Below are 16,673 nucleotides of genomic sequence, written 5' to 3' on the forward strand. Positions count from 1 at the left end.
TGTGGTTGGCACCTTCACCGTCATCGCCTGGGCCTTCAGTTCCGGGTCGACACGACGAACACAAGGCGGGGACTTTTATCTGGCCACCAGTGGGGACCTCGACCTGGCCACCAATGGAGACTTTTTCATGGCCACGGACAGTCGTGTCGCTATTCCGGCAATGGAGTGCGGAGGTCGGTTCGAGCTCCGCGCGGTCCGTACGATGTGGTGGTGCAGACCAAGGTGCCGTGCGTGCGCAAGGTGTGGTTATGGCTCGGCTGCGCAGCAGTTGTCATTGTTCTTCTCGTAGCCGGGACGATCGCGGTGTCACGGGTATTTCACCGCGACCCATGCGGTCCGGCGTTGTCCCACTCGAGCAAGTTGGGACTGGTTCTCTCCGACGACGACCAGGTGATCTCGTGTGAATGGCACTCTAGCTTCCTGGATTCCTCAGGAAAAATCGTGGTGCGCACCGCATCACAGGCTACTCGCGATGCGTTGTTGGCGCGGGCCGGCGTGACCGAGGAGCTCGACCGATCCATGGTGAGCATCAACGACGGTCCGTTTCAGGAAGAGGTGCGTCGGCCGAACCTCGAGCGCAGTAGGCAGGTGTACATAGGTTCGGCACTCGGCGGCGATCAGCAGCTGAGCATCAGTTACGACGAGAACGTGGACTCGGGGCTTCTGCTCACGGTGTGGGCGCTCGTCTGACCCACGGCAAGCAACCCACGTGGCTCGAAGTCCCTGGGAAACGTAAACGGACGCAAGCGGTCAGTGAAGTTCGCTGATGTCAGCGTTCGGATCCTGTTGAGGATCCCGTGTGCGTCGTTGGTGCTCGAAGTCTTCTCCGCCGCGCCTACCTACTTGACGTCAGTCTGAATGAGTTGAGCGGACTTCGGTAGGCGAAGCCACGCAGTAGAAACGGCTGACCACTGCGCTACCCCCTCAATGTCCGCAGGAAGGGCGGGTGGGTGTGCGGTTAGTAGGCCGCTAGACGGCCGTGAACCAGAGCTTGTTGCCGCCGACGCGCAGGACTTCGATTTCGTCGACGCTGTCGGCTCCGCGCACATCCCGGCGATGATGGTAGTGAGCTTGGGTGCCACGTGCGTCCCGGTGGATGCGACGGCGGTGGAACGCAGCGTCACTTTGTCGGTTAGGAGTTGATGCAGCCCGGTGCGCTCGGCAAGGGTCAGGATTGGAACGAGGCCAGCGTGCGAGACCAAGTTCTCGTCGTCGAACGCTACTGAATCTGGGGTGAACCTGTGGGTTTCGACCAAGAATTGGTAGCTCGCTGGATTCAGAGGCTATTTCGTCTTTCGCCATCGGCTGTAGCGCAGTTACTACGGCCGCTCAATCTGCCAACTAGAATTGAAGTCTTCCTGGTCCAATGTGGCCATCATGTGTCGGACGACAACGTAGTCGGGACTTTGCACCGATCGTTTTGGTCTGTCGCTCCGCGGCAGTGCCGAGTGTGCCTCAAGCCACTCACGCCGGCACTTCGGTGGCGCCGAGATAGGCATCTTCGATGACCCCTGGGGTCGCAGCGAGTTCGGCCGCATTGCCTTGTAAGACATTGGTTCCGTGGCGCAGAACCAATGCGGAGTCCGCGATGCCGAGGGCGAGCCGGACATGTTGCTCGACGAGAATGATTGCAGCGCCAGTGGAGTCGGCCACTTTCCGAACGATCGGTAACAGTCGTTCGACAATGACGGGCGAGAGGCCCATGCTCAATTCGTCGATGAGCAGAACCTTGGGATGCTGAAGCAGCCCGCGACCGATTGCGAGCATCTGCTGTTCACCGCCGGAAAGGGCTCCGGCCTGGACCTTCATCCGTTCACCCAGTGCGGGGAAGTACTCCACCACCGCGTCGCGTTCCGCCTTCCACACTCGCCGCGAGGAGACCGCCAGACGCAGGTTCTCCTGGACCGTCAGGCTGGTAAATAATGCGCGGTCGTCAGGTACGAGTACCAGCCCGGCCCGCGCGGCGCTACGGGCGTGACCGGGCTTGATGAGGTGTTCGGTGATCTCGACGGTGCCGCCGAGACTGGGCAGCAGACCCGCAAGGGTCATGAGCACCGTGGTCTTCCCGGCGCCGTTCGGTCCCAGAAGTGCGAGTACTTCTCCTTCGTGCAGCTCGAGATCGAAGCCGCGGACGCACGCGCGGCCTTTGGAATATCCGGAATCGAGATCGGCGCATTTGAGGACGGTGTTCATGCCTTGAGTTCCTGTCCTATGGTCACGGCGTGATGTCTGGTGGGTGATTCGGGAATATCGCCGGACAGATCTTCACCGGTGGGGGTGGCGCCGAGGTAGGCCTTGGCGACCCTGGGATCAGTTCGCACCTGCTCGGGTGTGCCGATTGCGATGACTTTTCCGAGGTCGAGGACCACGATACGGTCACACACCTCGAGGACCAGCTCCATGTCGTGATCTACCATGACAATGGTCAGGCCCGAATCCCGGATGGCGCGCAGGCGGTTTCCCAGCCACATACTCTCAGTGCTGTCGAGGCCGGCAGCGGGTTCGTCGAGCAAGATGACCCGAGGCCGCCCTGCGAGAGCTCGTGCGACCGAAACCAATTGGCGTTGCCCCTGGGACAATTCCCTGACCGGACGGTCCACGACTGCGCCGAGATGCAAGATCTCGAACAACGCGTCGAGGCCGGCGTCGTCGAGGGGCGGACGGTCCGGGCCACGATGGCGTGCGGCCGTGGTGCCGACCGAGACGTTCTCGCGGACGGAGAGGTCGTCATAGAGTTCGATGCCCTGGAAAGTTCGTCCGAGTCCGTTCCGGCTGCGCTGGTAAGGTCGCTGGCCGTCAACGCACTCACCTTCGGCGAAGACGCTGCCGGTGGCGTTTGTGAAGCCGCTGATGGCGTCGATGAAGGTGGTCTTGCCCGCGCCGTTGGGTCCGATCAGTCCGACTATCTCGCCGTCGTAGACGTCGACCGAGATGTCGTCGAGTGCGATGACACCGCCGTACCGGACCCCGATTCCCTTGCAGGACAGCAGTACGTCACCGACTGGGTGAGTACGACCGGTGTAGGGTGTGGTGTCGTCAGGGGTGATCTCGAGATCAGTGAAGGCGGATGGAATTCGACCCCGTCGTAGTTTGGTGCGGACCCATGCGATGTTCTTGTGGATCTCCGAGATGATGCCTTCTGGATTGGTGATGACGGTGACCACCAACAGGATTCCGGTGATGACCGCGTAGTACTCACCCACGTTGGCCACGCGATCGAGGAAGATGAACAGGATTCCGCCGGCCCCCATGATCCCCGCCAGAATGCCGCCGGAAACGCAGGTGACCCCAGCGAGGTACACCACCGCGAACATCGCGATACCGCCGATGGCAGAGAAGGATTCAGGCACCGCGAGGGTCTGTGCATACGCCATCAGGGAACCGCCGAGACCGGCGATGAAGGCACCGATGGCGAACGCGACCAGCTTGGTCTGCGAGACATTGATTCCCGACGCGGCCGCGGATCGCTCATTTGCGCGTACCGCGAGCATCGAGGCGCCGAGGCGGCTGGTCCTCAGGGTCGCGGTCGCGAGGGCGACGATCACCAGGACCACCAGGCACAGTATCCCGAAGGATACTGTCGGGTACGAGTTGCCAGAACCGATGCCGAGGTCGAGACCGAACAGCGAGGGAGCGTCGACCTTGGCTCCGTCGGGGCCACCATTGAACTTGTTGCTGCGGAACCAGAACGTCTCGAGGAAGACCGCCAGGCTCAGGGTGACGACGGCGACCGGGAGCCCGCGGATCCGAAGGGCAGGTAGACCGACCACGACCCCGACGGCCGTCGCGACCAGCGCCGCGAGTATGGGTGCGACGGGGAATGGGACACCCCAGTCGGTGGTGAGACGGCTCAGCATGAATGCGGCAACGCCAGCAAGTGTCAACTGCGCCAACGAGATCTGGCCGGCGAATCCGGTGACCACGACCTGGGACAGTGCGATGATCGCCAGGGTGAAGCTCACGATGACCGCGCCGCGGTAGCTGCCATCGGAGAAGACCAGGAAACCGAGTGCGACGACGATCGAGACCAGTGTTGGTAAGAGCAGCCTGGTCGGGCGGGGGGCGGCTCCGAGGGTGTTCTGGATGATCGCGCCTCGCGAGGGGAGTTGCTTGCCACGGAACACGAGGAAGATGAAGATCAACGCCAGCGGAATGAGTTCGGCCATACCGGATTGCGGCATCCAGCTGATAGTGGATTGAAGGTGGGTCATCTCCGACTGCAAGACGCCGATTCCCAGTCCGGCCGCGACAGCAGGGCCGATGGCGCTGAAGTTGCCGACCAGCGCGGCGGCGAGGGCGGGGACGATGAACAGGGTGTAGGAAATGGGGATGAGCGGCACGATGGGCGCGATCAGAATGCCGGACAAGCCTGCGATCATGGTCGACAGTGCCCAGTTCGCGTAGGCGATCCGTTCGGGGGACAGTCCGGTGACGATGGCACCCTTCTCTGATTCGGACGCTGCGCGGGTTGCCAATCCGAAGCGGGTGAGGCGGAAGGCCAGGATCAGGAGGACGGTGAGCACGACGATTGTGACGGCGAACCAGAGCCGGTCGACGGGGATCCGGATGCTGCCGAGAGTGAAGATGTCGGTGGGCAGGATGGCGTCCACTGATACCGGGGTGGTGCCGACCCTCGCAGCCAGCAATGCCTGTACCGCCAGCATCAGCGCGATGGACGCGACGGCCTTGGCCGTCGCCGGCGCGGTCCGAAGCAATCGGAACACCGCAAAGTACATCAGGACACCCAACCCCGCGGCGATGAGGAGTGCGATGCTCATGGCCGGCGCAACTCCCAGCGGCCCACCGAGATCCAGTGTTTTCGGCAGACCTGGGATGGGGATGAGCAGTTCGCCGTCGCGGAGGTAGGCGTATGTGTAGGCGACATACAACGCGATGGCACCGGTGGCGAAGTTCACCACTCCGGAGCTCCGGTAGGTCATGACCAGGGCCAGCGCGAGGGCGGCGTAGACGGCGCCGTTGCCGAGTCCCAGGAACAGGAACTGGATATCTTGGATCATCACAACATCTTTCGATCGGGTAGGGGAGCCGGGCTCCTGATTCGCGGCATCGTTGACACGGTCCCGACAGTCGGTCGACGATCATGGGTAACTTAGATAACCAAGTATTCGCGCTACTATGACACAGTGGAATGATCTATGTCACTTATTTGGCAGTTTGTGGCAGTTTGTGGCAGTGGGCTCGGCAAGCGATGATTGGTGTGGGCCCTATCCTCGCCCGTGCTGACCCGCAGTCTGCCCGAGTCTGACGTCAAGGTGCCGCTAGGTCGGCAGGTGACAAAGCGGCCTGTTGCGATAGATGACATAGACAACTATGTTATCTATCTATAGGTTGCATCTCTCGACGCCCGTTCCGAAAAGCGCCGAGATCACCATCCACCAGGTGCGGTGGAAGCCAAGGAGTTTCATGCTGAAGACGCGGTTCACCGAAGAGTTCGGTGTCGAGCACCCGGTGATACAGGGTGGGATGATGTTCGTCGGACGCGCCGAACTGGCAGCCGCGGTGTCGAACGGCGGTGGGCTCGGCATCATCACCGCTCTCACGCAGCCGACTCCGGATGATCTGGCCGCCGAGATCCAGCGCTGCAAGACTCTCACCGACAAGCCTTTCGGTGTCAATCTGACGCTCACGCTGTCGATCAATCCACCACCGTTCGCCGAATACCGGCAGGTCATCATCGAGTCGGGCACGCCGATCGTCGAGACCGCCGGCTCTGACCCGACGCAACACATCGAACATTTCAAAGAGCATGGTCTCAAGGTCATCCACAAGTGCACCAGCGTCTTCCACGCGCTCAAGGCAGAACAGGTCGGAGCCGACGCCGTCAGCATCGACGGCTTCGAGTGTGCCGGTCACCCGGGTGAGGATGATGTCCCCGGGCTGGTACTCATTCCGGCGACTGCAGATGCGTTGACGATTCCATTCGTCGCCTCAGGTGGCTTCGCGGACGGCCGTGGTCTGGCTGCGGCACTCGCACTCGGAGCGGACGGGATCAACATGGGGACCCGGTTCATGTGCACGCTTGAGAGTCCGATACATCAGAACATCAAGGAGCAGATCGTCGGGGCCTCGACGCTCGACACCCGGCTGATCATGCGGCAGTTGCGGAACAGCATGCGGGTGTCGAAGAACTCTGTCAGCGAGGAGGTCATCGCGATCCTCGACAAGGGCGGTCGTTTCAAAGACATCAAGGACCTGGTAGCGGGCGTCCGGGGCCGAAAGGTCTACGAGTTCGGCGATCCCGAACTCGGTATCTGGACGGTCGGACTGTCCCAGGGACTCATCAACGACATTCCTGCGGCCGCAGACCTGGTGCGGCAGATATCCGCTGATGCCGAGGCGACGTTGACACGGTTGACGGGCAACGTCGTCGCAGATGTTCAGGCGGTCTGAACCGGCGATGAATGAACAACCCGATGGCAACGACGCCGTCACGAACGAAGAGCCGCCCGTTCTCGTCGCCAGAGACGGTCATGTGACCATCCTGACGCTGAACAGACCGGAGAGCCGCAACGCGATCAACCGTGCGATGCGCAGAATGCTCAAATCCGAGCTACGGCGCGCAGACAACAACCCTGATGTCTGCGTCGTCGTGATCACCGGCGCGGGTTCCTCGTTTTCCTCTGGCGTCGACCTACCCGAGGCGCTGGCCGGGCCTCCACCCCGAACCGAAGGGACGACGCCCACGCAGGTGCTCCGCGCGATCTCCAAACCGGTGATAGCTGCGGTGAACGGCCCCTGCTACACAGGTGGATTCGAGCTCGCGGTCAACTGTTCCTTCATCATCGCGTCCGATCGCGCTCGCTTCGCCGACACCCACGCGCAGCTCGGGTTGCTCAACGGATGGGGCGGAAGCGCCCTTTTGCCCCGAGCCGTCGGACTGCCCGCTGCCATCCAGATCGTCCTGAGCGGTCAGCCGGTCGATGCGCAGACGGCAGCGCGCATCGGTCTGGCCAACGAGGTGGTCCCCCACGACAAACTGATGGAAAGAACACTGGATGTGGCGCAGGCGATCGCCGGAGGCCATGCGGGTGCTGTTCAACGGATGCTTCGGCTCCTCAAAGAAGGAGCAGGCGCTTCTGTGGCTCACGCACTCGGCCTGGAAGCCGAGGCGGGTGTGACCTTCCGACGGGACAACGCCGACATCGGCGCTCGTTTCGGCGATAAACGCAGGCCCGAATCCTACTGACTGCTCAACCAGTGAAATGAGGACGCGTGCAAAAGGAGCCAGCGGTGGTGGTCAATTGCCCGAACGGCGACTGGCGGGATCGATTGTCGGCACTGCTGGCCGATTTTCATCGGCGCCCCCGTCCGGCCACATCGCAGGAACGCTTCGAGGCTTCAATCGCCTGGCAGTCGGAATTGGTCGACGCCGGGTTGGCGGCGCCCGGCTGGCCGAAGTCTGCCGGTGGCATGGACCTCGCTCTCGAGGATCAACTCGACTACTACCGCATGACCACGGCTGCGGGTGCTCCCAAGCATCCGTGCAACCTCTCCTTCATCGTGGCGCCGACGCTGATCGTGCACGGCACCGAGGAGCAGAAGAGCCGATTCCTGGATCCGTTGTTGCGCGCGAAGGAGTTCTGGTGCCAGGGATTCTCGGAGCCAGGCGCCGGAAGCGACCTGGCCTCGTTGTCCACACGCGGGGTCAGAGACGGTGATTTCTACCGGGTCACCGGGCAGAAGATCTGGACCACCATGGCAGACAAGGCGGATTGGATCTTTGCTCTGGTTCGCACCGGCCCCGCCGGACGCGGGACCGCGGGGATCTCCTATCTGCTGATTCCGATGGACTCACCGGGCGTCGAGGTGCGGCCGCTACGCGAGGCGGCGGGTGGACACAGATTTGCCGAGGTGTTCTTCGATGACGTCGAGGTCCCCGTTCACAACCGTGTCGGTGAGGAGGGCGAGGGGTGGTCGATCATGCGCACGTCCCTCGGCCACGAACGCGCCACGGCGTTTCTGGCCGACGAATTCCGTTATCGGGCAACCGTGGACAAGGTGTTCCGGCTCGCCGTTGCCCAAGGTCTGCGGAACGACACCCTCGTCCGGGCACAGCTTGCCCAGATCGAGACCGACGTCCGCCTGATCGCTACGAACAGCGCACGCGCGCTCGATGCGGTCCTGCGCGGAGATGATCCAGGCGATGTAGCGTCGGTCAACCGGCTCGTCAAATCGGAGTTCGAGCAGCGCCTGCACACTCTCGCCCTGCGCCTGACCGGCACCGGCGCGGTGCTCGGCAGTCGGTCCGCCGGTGCTGTTGAGAAGGGCCGGTGGAGTTATGGCTACCTGATGTCGAGGGCTACCACCATCGGGGCGGGTACCTCGGAGATACAGCGCACCACCATCGCCGAGTCCGTTCTGGGTTTGCCTTCTCACCGGGGTGAGGGACGCCGCGCTCCCTCGGTGGCGCCTGGCCGCCCGTTGGCGGCTCCGGATGCCGACGAGGCGGCATTGCGTGAGTTCCTGGGATCGGCGATCGCCTCGCACGTGACCATTGCGACGATCCTGGCCTCCGCCGGTCGCCCCGCCGACCTGCATCGCCCCCTGTGGGACGAACTTGTCCGGTTCGGTTTGCCGGGGTTGTCCGCATCGGAGTCTCTAGGTGGGGCCGGTGCGTCGCTTCGGCTGCTGTGCGCTGCGGTCGAAGAGGCTGCGTACCAACTCGCTCCGGTGCCCCTTGTGCCCACTGTGATCGCGCTCGAAGTGCTGGTATGTGCTGGTGCCGACGAGGGCGCTCGACAGGTCATCGCTGGCGCGACAGCCGCTTTCGTCGCGCCGATCGGTGACGACGGATGGCTCGATGTGGGACTGCCGCATTTCGACGGTGAGGCCCTGACCGGGGTCGTGGAGCGGGTTGCCGGTGCACCGGTCGCAGATATCTTCGTCGTGCTGTCGGTGGACGCTGCCGGCGATCTGGTACTGGCGATTGCCGATCCCGCCACTGTGAAGCAGCATCAACAGGAGCCCATCGATCTCACCGCCACGGTGGGCATCGTCGAGTTCGATCGCTCGCCCGCAACGAAACTCGTCGCCGGTGCCGCAGTCCGTGACGTGCTGGCACGCGCCCGGCGGGTGGCCCAGCTGGTGGTCGCGGCCGATGCCGTCGGCGTGGCCAACCGCGCTCTGGCCATGGCTGTCGATTGGGCGGGTCAGCGGGAACAGTTCGGGTCGCTCATCGGAGCCTTCCAGGCTGTTTCCCATCGCTGCGCGAACATGCTGCTGGACGCCGAAGGCGCACGCAATCAGGTGCTCTCAGCCGCCGATCATGACGAGGAGGACGCAGACGCGGCCATCGCGTCCGATCTGGCCACCGCCGCCGCGGTCACTGCGGCGGTGCGCGTGACGGAAGGCTCGATCCAGGTGCACGGCGGGATCGGCTTCACCTGGGAGCACCCGGCGCACCTGCTGTTGAGGCGGGCGATCGCAAACGAGGCGTGGGTCGGTCGTGCCGAGATGCTCCGCGATCGTGCTGTCGGCGCGGTGTTCGAGCGGCTGGCGTGATGGCGCGATCGAGTCGATCTCCAGTGAAAACCGAAGGAGCACAAGGATGTTAATCAAAGGCAGTGTCGCACTGGTGGTTGGCGGTGGTGGGGGATTCGGAGGGGCCACGGCACGCCGGCTCGCCAGGGCCGGTGCCAGGATCGCGGTCCTCGACCTCGATGAGACCAAAGGTGCCGCCTGCGCGGCGGAGATCGGGAACGGTGCCGTATTCGTGAGGACCGACGTCACCGACCAGGAGAGTGTCATCGCGGCGATCGCGCGGGCCGAGACATTGGGCCCACTGCGGATTGCCGTCGTCGCCCATGGTGGTGGTGGAGGCGACGGACGCGTGGTCCACCGCGACGGCGCCCCACACGACTTCGAGGCGTTCCGCAGAGTCGTCGACGTATTCCTCAATGCCACATTCAACGTGACGCGGCTGGCAGCGGCGGCGATCGCCGGTACCGAACCGCTCGACGGCGGCGAGCGCGGCGTCATCATCAACACAGCGTCCATCGCCGCGTTCGACGGGAGCGTCGGGCAAGCCGCATACGCGGCGGCGAAGGCCGGAATCGTCGGCATGACGTTGCCCCTCGCGCGCGACCTCGGACCGTTGGGCATCCGGGTGATGGCGATTGCCCCCGGGGTCTTTCTTACAGGCGCGTACGGCACCGCATCGCCTGAGGACCTGCAGGCGCACTGGAGCCAGGCGGTTCCGTTCCCGAGCCGCATGGGCGACCCGGACGAATACGCGATGCTGGCGCAGCAGATCTGCGAGAACCCTTACCTCAACGGTGAGGTCGTGCGCCTCGATGGTGCACTGCGCTTCACCAAGAAGGGCGTCTGACTTCACTCGGCCTGCAGTCGGATGAGCCCACCGAACCGAGACCCCGAGTCGCCTGCGGCGATCGGAGTCTCGGTCCACACAAGGTCGGGCATACGGTCCGTAGGGCGGTGCCCCAGGTGTTGATCACACGTCCCATTCGAGGAACATGTCACCGCTCGGTCCGAGTTGTGCGCCCGACTCCTTGGGACTCGAACGTGCGGCAAGACGGTAGTTCGGGATGAGTCGGTGCCATTCCTCCACCGCGATCCTCAACTCACGCCGGGCCAGGTGTGATCCCAAACAGCGATGGGGGCCGGCACCGAAGGCGATGTGGTTGTTGGGGTGTCGGTCGATGATGACCTCTTTGGCATCGTCGTATACCGAATCGTCACGGGTGGCAAGGTTGAGCGGGACCGAGATCATTTCTCCGGCTTTGATCGGACAGCCGGCGATCTCGGTGTCTTTCATGACTTTCCGTGACGGAAGCACAATAGCGTGTGCCCGCAGCATTTCTTCGATCGCGACCGGTATCATCTCTGGATCGTCAACGAGACGTTGACGATCCTCCGGATTGTTCGCGAGGTGTAGGAATGTGATCCCCAGCGTGGCCGATACTGTGTCCAGGCCGGCCATGAACATCAGCAGGCAGAAGGCGCGTAGGTCTTCGTCGCTCACCAACTCGCCGTCGATCTCGAATGTGATCGCCTTGCTGATGAGGTCGTCTTTCGGTTCGAGGCGACGGGCAGCGATGACTTTCGAGAAGTAGTTGGTGACAGCGATTGTTGCCGCCTCGCGGCGCTGTGCGGTCTCCTCTGCGGTGCCTGCCGACACGTGCAGGATCTCGTCTTCCCAGTGCAGGAACTTGTCGAGATCCTCGAAAGGAAGACCCATCAGTTCGAGGAAGATGAACGACGGATACTGATTCGCGAAATCCTGCATGAAGTCGCACGATCCGCGCTTGGCAATGGATTCGATCAATTCGACAGCTCGATTGCGTACCTTTTCCTCCAGTACCTCCACGGCCTTCGGGGAGAAGTGCGGTCCTAGTTGCCTGCGCCATTGCCGGTGCTCCTCCCCGTCGAGCATCTCCGGGATCCAGCGGTATGTCGGTTCCGGATTGAACACCGTCACAGCTGAATTGGAGAACGTCTTCGCGTCTTGGTACACGGACATGATCTCCTCGTAGCGGGTCACGATGTAGTGGCCGTTTGCGAAACTGTTCCTGATCAGGGGCGCTTCGTCGCGTAGATCGTCGTAGAACTTGATCTTCTCGCCGAAAGGCATCTCCTGATAGTGATTGAACTCGTGAACGGGGCAGGTTCCTTGGGTTTCGGTGGCACTCATTGCTGTTCCTTTGTTGGTCGCGGGATGTGTTACATAGGAAGGTTGTTCACCGCAGGGCGATCGCGCGTTCGGGGCACGCCGCGACCGCCTCGTGTGCTTTGCCCTCGTCGCCGGCGGGTATGTCGACTTCGGCGTTCAGCGCGTATCCGCTGTCATCGATGTCAAACAGTTCGGGATCGACGAGGAAACATCGGGCGTGGCCCGAGCACTTGTTCAGATCGAATTCGGCCTTCACGTGTCTCAACTCTCTCTCAGGTCAGGGGTTGGCCATCGGTGGCCGAGCGTCAGGTCGTCCTGGCCGGCCAGGTCCATGGGTCCTCGTTCCGCGGCCGACAGCAGTGTGCTGATGTCCAGGTCCAGCTCGGCGGCGACTGCCCGGACCGAATCGAGATCTTTGGTCAGGTATCGCGGGAGCTGGCCACTGTAGGTCAGCGCAGACTGTCCGCTCGCCGAAATATATTGCGCTGCTGCGCTTCCACCGCTACTGACGGCTAGGACGTCGAGGAATGTCCTCTCGGGGACGCCGAGGCTACCCGCAGTCTGGAGGGCCGCCAGTGTCAATTGCGTGCATGCTGCGAACAGAGCGTTGTTCAATAGCTTTGCGGGTTGCGCCGTGCCGAGCTGGCCGATGCGGACCACGTTGCTCGAGTACGCAGAAAGCACGCCGGCCGTGGACCCGACGGCAGCGGCGTCACCGGCCAGCAGGACGGTCAAATCTCCGCGCCGAATTGCTGCGGGGTTACCGCTGAACGGAGCTTCCACAACCGATATCCCACGGTCACCACCGATCGCGGCGAGACGACGGATGGTGGTGGGACTGCCTGTCGTGTGTGAGACGAAGACCCCGCCGGCGCGCATCCTGGAGACTATGGGCGGGCATACCTCGAGCACCTGCGAATCTGAGAACAAGCACGCGATGACGATGTCGGCCTGCGCCAGGTCATCTGGTTCGGAGGCAATTGCGGCACCCTGCGCGGCGAGTCTGTCTCGCACGTCCTGGCGGCGGGCGTACACCGTTGTCACGTAACCGGCAGCGAGTAGACGTTCGACCATCGGCTCGCCGATTTTGCCGGCTCCGATGAAGCCGATTTCTTTTGTACTCACGCGTCCTCTTCGTCGTCGGGCGGATACGTCCGTGGTTGAGGGAATGGGCGGAAGTGCCAGACACTAGCCGGACGCCACGCCCCAGGCGATGGTCTTGGTCTGGAGGAACTCCTCGAGACCGGCATCGCCGCGCTCCCGGCCGAGTCCGCTCTGCTTGTATCCCCCGAATGGTCCATGCGGGCTCAACCCGCCGCCGCCGCCGTTTACGGTCACATAGCCGGTCCGTAGCCTTTTCGCGATGGCGTATGCGCGAACAGGGTCCTTCGCCCACACGCCACCGGCGAGTCCGTACTCACTGTCGTTGGCGATCCGGACGGCCTCGTCGTCGGTGTCAAACGGGATGATGACTCCGACGGGTCCGAAGAACTCCCGCTGGGCGATGGTCATCGAATTATCGACGTCGACAAAGAGTGTCGGCTCGATGTAGAAGCCCTTGTCGAGTCCGGCGGGGCGGCCACCTCCCACCGCGATCGTCGCCCCTTCGTCGACGCCGATGGCGATCAGTTCCTCGACTTTCGCTCGTTGTGCGGCGCTGCCGAGCGGGCCCATCCCCGTGTCGGTCGCAGCGGGGTCGCCCACCTTCACCGCGGCCAGCGCGGCGGTGACGAGTTCGGTCAGTTCGTCGATCCGCGACCGGTGCACCAGGGTGCGCGTGAGAAACGCGCACCCCTGTCCGGCGTGCAAAATAGTGTCTCGGACAACCGATCCGAGTGCTCGGTGGAGATCGGCATCGTCGCTGATGATGTTTGCAGACTTGCCACCGAGTTCGAGGATCACCTTCTTCAGTGTGGGCGCCGCTTGCTCGAGGACCTTGCGGCCGACGATCTCCGAACCGGTAAAGCTGACCACGTCAACCCTCGGGTTGGTGCTGAGTTCGACGCCGGCCTCGATGTCGCCGGAGACGATGTTGAGGACACCCGGCGGTAGGCCGGCCTCGTCTGCCACTTCGCCGAGAATGAACGCTTCGAGGGGTGTGGTGGGGGCGGGTTTGAGCACGGTGGTGCATCCAGCTGCCAGTGCCGGCGCCAACTTCATGAGATTGAGGTAGAGCGGAAAGTTGTACGCGGACACCAGCGCCGCGACGCCAAAAGGTTCTCGGCTGATGACTCCTTGGCCGATTCCGCCACCGAAGACGGGGGCCATCGGCTCCTCCATCGGATATTTCAGCAGCACGCGTTCGGCCATGTCCCGGAAGTGGGCAATCGGAATGCTCGTCTGGAATGTCTGTGCGCCGATGCGGGTGCTACCCGATTCAGCGACATTTAGCTCGACAAGCTCCTCCTGACGCTTCTCGAGGACGTCGGCCATCCGGATCATCACCGCAGAACGCTCCCGGACCGACATTCGGGGCCAAGGACCGTCGTCAAATGCCGTTCGGGCCGCCTGAATTGCTCGCGAGACGTCGCCACACGAGGCTACCGGCGCAATGCCGATGATCTCCTCGTTCGCGGGGTTGATCACTGATTCGGTTCGTCCCGATTCGGGCGCCACCCAGGCCCCGTCGATGAACAAGTCGTGAAATTCCTTGAGCATGTTTGTCCTTCGGTGCAATACGGAGCGGGTCCCCTGTCCGAAAAATGATCTAACTAGGTATACCTTGTGGTATGCGTCACTGTAAATAGTGGCGAGGGATCTGCCGCCGTCAGGGTCGGTTTCGACGTGACATGCCGTTGCACCCTGGACCCCCACGAGATGATTAGAGTCAAGGCATGGATGCTGGCGATGGTGACGTCTGGTCACCAGGGGGAACGCGGGCTGGAAAGATCGTGCGTGCTCCCAAAGCATCGGAGAAGATCGCCGACCTGTTGCGGGGACAGATCGTTCGCGGTGAGATTGCCACCGGGCAGATGCTCCCGCCCGAGAAGACACTGATCCAGAACTTTGGTGTGTCCCGTCCGACATTGCGGGAAGCTTTCCGCATTCTCGAGAGCGAAGGCCTCATCTCGGTGGTCACCGGCTCACATGGCGGCCCCCAGGCCCGACTGCCCGGGCTCGACGTCGCCTCTCGGCATATTGGCCAGTACCTACAGGTCCACGGGACGACGTTGGCTGACCTGCTGGAAGCTCGATCTGATTTCGAAACTGCGTGTGTCCGGCATCTGGCCAATCGGTGTCCGCCGGCGGGGATGAGGGCGCTGAAGGCGTGCGTCGACGCGAACCGACTGCGGTTGGCTCAGGGTGTGGACGATCCGAAGGATTTCGCGACCTGGGTCGGGCTCACCGGCGACTTTCATGAGTTGATCGCACAGTACTGTGGCAACACGACTTTGGCAGTACAGGTGGGTGTGTTACACGACGTGCTCGCCGCACACCGCAGGATGGGTATCCGGCAGCGCACCGAGGACGCCGAGATGCCGTCCCGCATCTCGTACGCACCTCGAGTTGTTGCCGGATATCAAACCCTCGTCGAACTCGTCGAAGCCAAGGATGCCCGAGGGGCGGTGGACCACTGGCGCCGACATCTTGAAGAGGCAAATGAGGTCATCTACCGGAACCGCGACCGGAATGCGACGATCGATCTCTTCGAGTGAGTGCACGAATTCGCTTGGACTCTTGCCCTGACCTGGCCGCCTAACGTGCGCTGAATCCTGCGTCCACCGGAAGCGTGACGCCGGTCAGATAGCGGGCTTCGTCGCTCACCAGCCACGCGACCGCATTCACGATGTCTGCCGTCTCGAGAGCGGGCACAGGGAGTAGGTTCTGCATTCCTTTTGCCACGTCCGGGTTTTCGGCCAGGAAGGTCTGCATGTGATCGTTGACGATCATCGGTGTCAGGACGCCGGTGGGATGCACGCTGTTGACCCGGATCGAGTGGGGCGCGAGCCAGTGAGTGAAGGAGCGCATCAACCCGACCACGCCGTGCTTGGACGAGGCGTAGCCGCTGCTTGCGCCGCTGCCGGTACCACCGACGCCGCTGAGGCCCTGGGTAGAGCTGATCAGGACTATTGATCCGCCCTTGCCCTGTTCGATCATGATGGGGGCCGCCGCCTGCACGGTGTTCCAGGTGCCGAACAGGTTCACCTCGACCACATCCCGAAAGGTCTGGGCGATATCAGGTTCCGGTGAACCCTGAGGGGCTATTCCGGCGTTCGCGATCACGATGTCGACCGATCCCAGCTCTGAAACGCCCTGCTGTACAACGGATCGCAAAGCCTCTAAGTCCCGGACATCCGCTTGCCGATAGACGATGCGCCGGTCTCGCGACTCGACTTCCTTGACCGTTTGCTCGAGATCATCCGGTGTCGACATCGGATACGCCACGGTGTCGATCTGGCCGCAGAGATCGACCGCGATGATGTCCGCGCCGCTCTCGGCGAGCCGGATCGCATGTTCGCGACCCATTCCCCTGGCTGCGCCGGTGATGAAGGCGACTTTCCCGTCAAGCTTTCCCATGGTTGTTCACTCTCTCGATACGGCGTAAGGCCGGTTGGGGTCCGAATCTCTGTCGATGGGACGGTCTTGCGCGCCTCACAACGACTGCAATACCCGGACGCGGTCCGCGATGACCCGTGTCCCGATCGCAGTCGGCATGCCGAGCCAGTCGTAACCGTGCGGGGCGCCGGGGTACAGGTGGAACTCGCACGACACCCCTGCGGACGCCAGTCGTTCTGCGTACCTCAGTGATTCATCGCGGAAGATGTCCAGTTCGCCGACCTCGATGTACGCCGGCGCCAAGCCTGAGTAGTCCTCCAACCTCGCGGCGGCGGCCAGCGGTGATACTGTGGCCGCTCCGATCGAATCGCCGAGCAAGGCATGCCACGCTGTGTAGTTGTTGTCATACGACCACAACGCGGTCGGGGCCAGGGTCGGATCTGGTTCAGTGTTCCGATCGTCGAGCATCGGATACACCAGTATCTGTTTGGCCACCTCAATGCCGTTGTCCCGCGCGAGAATTGCT

The 16,673-nt window shown here is 62.9% G+C and carries 14 protein-coding genes; 6 read left to right on the top strand and 8 right to left on the bottom strand.

The window, feature by feature from the left end; genetic code table 11:
• Positions 1-210: 210 nt before the first annotated feature.
• Complete coding sequence (locus VIQ49_RS21520) at positions 211-690, top strand: hypothetical protein (RefSeq protein WP_331888477.1); 480 nt, start codon at positions 211-213, stop codon at positions 688-690.
• 774 nt (positions 691-1,464) lie between these two features.
• Here the strand turns inward: VIQ49_RS21520 and VIQ49_RS21525 are convergent.
• Positions 1,465-2,193: an ABC transporter ATP-binding protein gene (locus VIQ49_RS21525; RefSeq protein ID WP_331888479.1), complete on the bottom strand. Its 729-nt coding sequence runs from the start codon at positions 2,191-2,193 to the stop codon at positions 1,465-1,467.
• Positions 2,190-5,018 carry a branched-chain amino acid ABC transporter permease/ATP-binding protein gene (locus VIQ49_RS21530; RefSeq protein ID WP_331888481.1) on the bottom strand — a complete coding sequence of 943 codons (2,829 nt, stop codon included), beginning with the start codon at positions 5,016-5,018 and terminating at the stop codon, positions 2,190-2,192. The genes VIQ49_RS21525 and VIQ49_RS21530 overlap by 4 nt, the downstream gene beginning before the upstream one ends.
• A gap of 406 nt (positions 5,019-5,424) precedes the next feature.
• Here VIQ49_RS21530 and VIQ49_RS21535 point away from each other — a divergent pair, with 406 nt between their 5' ends.
• Genes VIQ49_RS21535 through VIQ49_RS21550 form a run of 4 tightly spaced genes read left to right on the top strand, consistent with a single transcriptional unit; the run spans position 5,425 to position 10,348 of the window.
• Positions 5,425-6,411: a nitronate monooxygenase family protein gene (locus tag VIQ49_RS21535; protein ID WP_331888483.1), complete on the top strand. Its 987-nt coding sequence runs from the start codon at positions 5,425-5,427 to the stop codon at positions 6,409-6,411.
• Positions 6,412-6,418: 7 nt separating this feature from the next.
• Positions 6,419-7,207: an enoyl-CoA hydratase-related protein gene (locus VIQ49_RS21540; protein ID WP_331888485.1), complete on the top strand. Its 789-nt coding sequence runs from the start codon at positions 6,419-6,421 to the stop codon at positions 7,205-7,207.
• Positions 7,208-7,233: 26 nt separating this feature from the next.
• Positions 7,234-9,522 carry an acyl-CoA dehydrogenase family protein gene (locus tag VIQ49_RS21545; RefSeq protein ID WP_331888487.1) on the top strand — a complete coding sequence of 763 codons (2,289 nt, stop codon included), beginning with the start codon at positions 7,234-7,236 and terminating at the stop codon, positions 9,520-9,522.
• Between the two features lie 46 nt (positions 9,523-9,568).
• Positions 9,569-10,348: an SDR family NAD(P)-dependent oxidoreductase gene (locus tag VIQ49_RS21550; RefSeq protein WP_331888489.1), complete on the top strand. Its 780-nt coding sequence runs from the start codon at positions 9,569-9,571 to the stop codon at positions 10,346-10,348.
• Between the two features lie 123 nt (positions 10,349-10,471).
• Here the strand turns inward: VIQ49_RS21550 and VIQ49_RS21555 are convergent, their stop codons facing one another.
• The 4 genes from VIQ49_RS21555 to VIQ49_RS21570 form a co-directional block, all read right to left on the bottom strand.
• Positions 10,472-11,671, bottom strand: a complete 1,200-nt coding sequence (locus VIQ49_RS21555) for a cytochrome P450 (protein WP_331888491.1) — start codon at positions 11,669-11,671, stop codon at positions 10,472-10,474.
• Positions 11,672-11,717: 46 nt separating this feature from the next.
• Positions 11,718-11,906: a ferredoxin gene (locus VIQ49_RS21560; RefSeq protein ID WP_331888493.1), complete on the bottom strand. Its 189-nt coding sequence runs from the start codon at positions 11,904-11,906 to the stop codon at positions 11,718-11,720.
• A gap of 5 nt (positions 11,907-11,911) precedes the next feature.
• Positions 11,912-12,775, bottom strand: coding sequence for an NAD(P)-dependent oxidoreductase (locus tag VIQ49_RS21565; RefSeq protein ID WP_331888495.1), 864 nt, complete (start codon positions 12,773-12,775; stop codon positions 11,912-11,914).
• A gap of 63 nt (positions 12,776-12,838) precedes the next feature.
• The gene (locus VIQ49_RS21570; protein WP_331888497.1) at positions 12,839-14,308 is read right to left on the bottom strand and encodes an aldehyde dehydrogenase family protein; all 1,470 of its coding nucleotides are present in this window, start codon (positions 14,306-14,308) and stop codon (positions 12,839-12,841) included.
• A 176-nt stretch (positions 14,309-14,484) separates the two neighbouring features.
• On the opposite strand from VIQ49_RS21570, the gene VIQ49_RS21575 reads away from it, so the two are divergent.
• On the top strand, positions 14,485-15,306 hold the full coding sequence (locus tag VIQ49_RS21575; RefSeq protein ID WP_331888499.1) for a FadR/GntR family transcriptional regulator: 822 nt from the start codon (positions 14,485-14,487) through the stop codon (positions 15,304-15,306).
• Positions 15,307-15,346: 40 nt separating this feature from the next.
• On the opposite strand, the gene VIQ49_RS21580 is transcribed toward VIQ49_RS21575, so the two are convergent.
• The gene (locus tag VIQ49_RS21580) at positions 15,347-16,168 is read right to left on the bottom strand and encodes a mycofactocin-coupled SDR family oxidoreductase (RefSeq protein WP_331888502.1); all 822 of its coding nucleotides are present in this window, start codon (positions 16,166-16,168) and stop codon (positions 15,347-15,349) included.
• A 75-nt stretch (positions 16,169-16,243) separates the two neighbouring features.
• Positions 16,244-16,673: alpha/beta hydrolase fold domain-containing protein (locus VIQ49_RS21585; RefSeq protein ID WP_331888504.1), on the bottom strand; the 430-nt coding region annotated here is incomplete at its 5' end.

It is taken from the genome of Williamsia sp. (assembly GCF_036566845.1).
Classification (GTDB): Bacteria; Actinomycetota; Actinomycetes; order Mycobacteriales; family Mycobacteriaceae; genus Williamsia.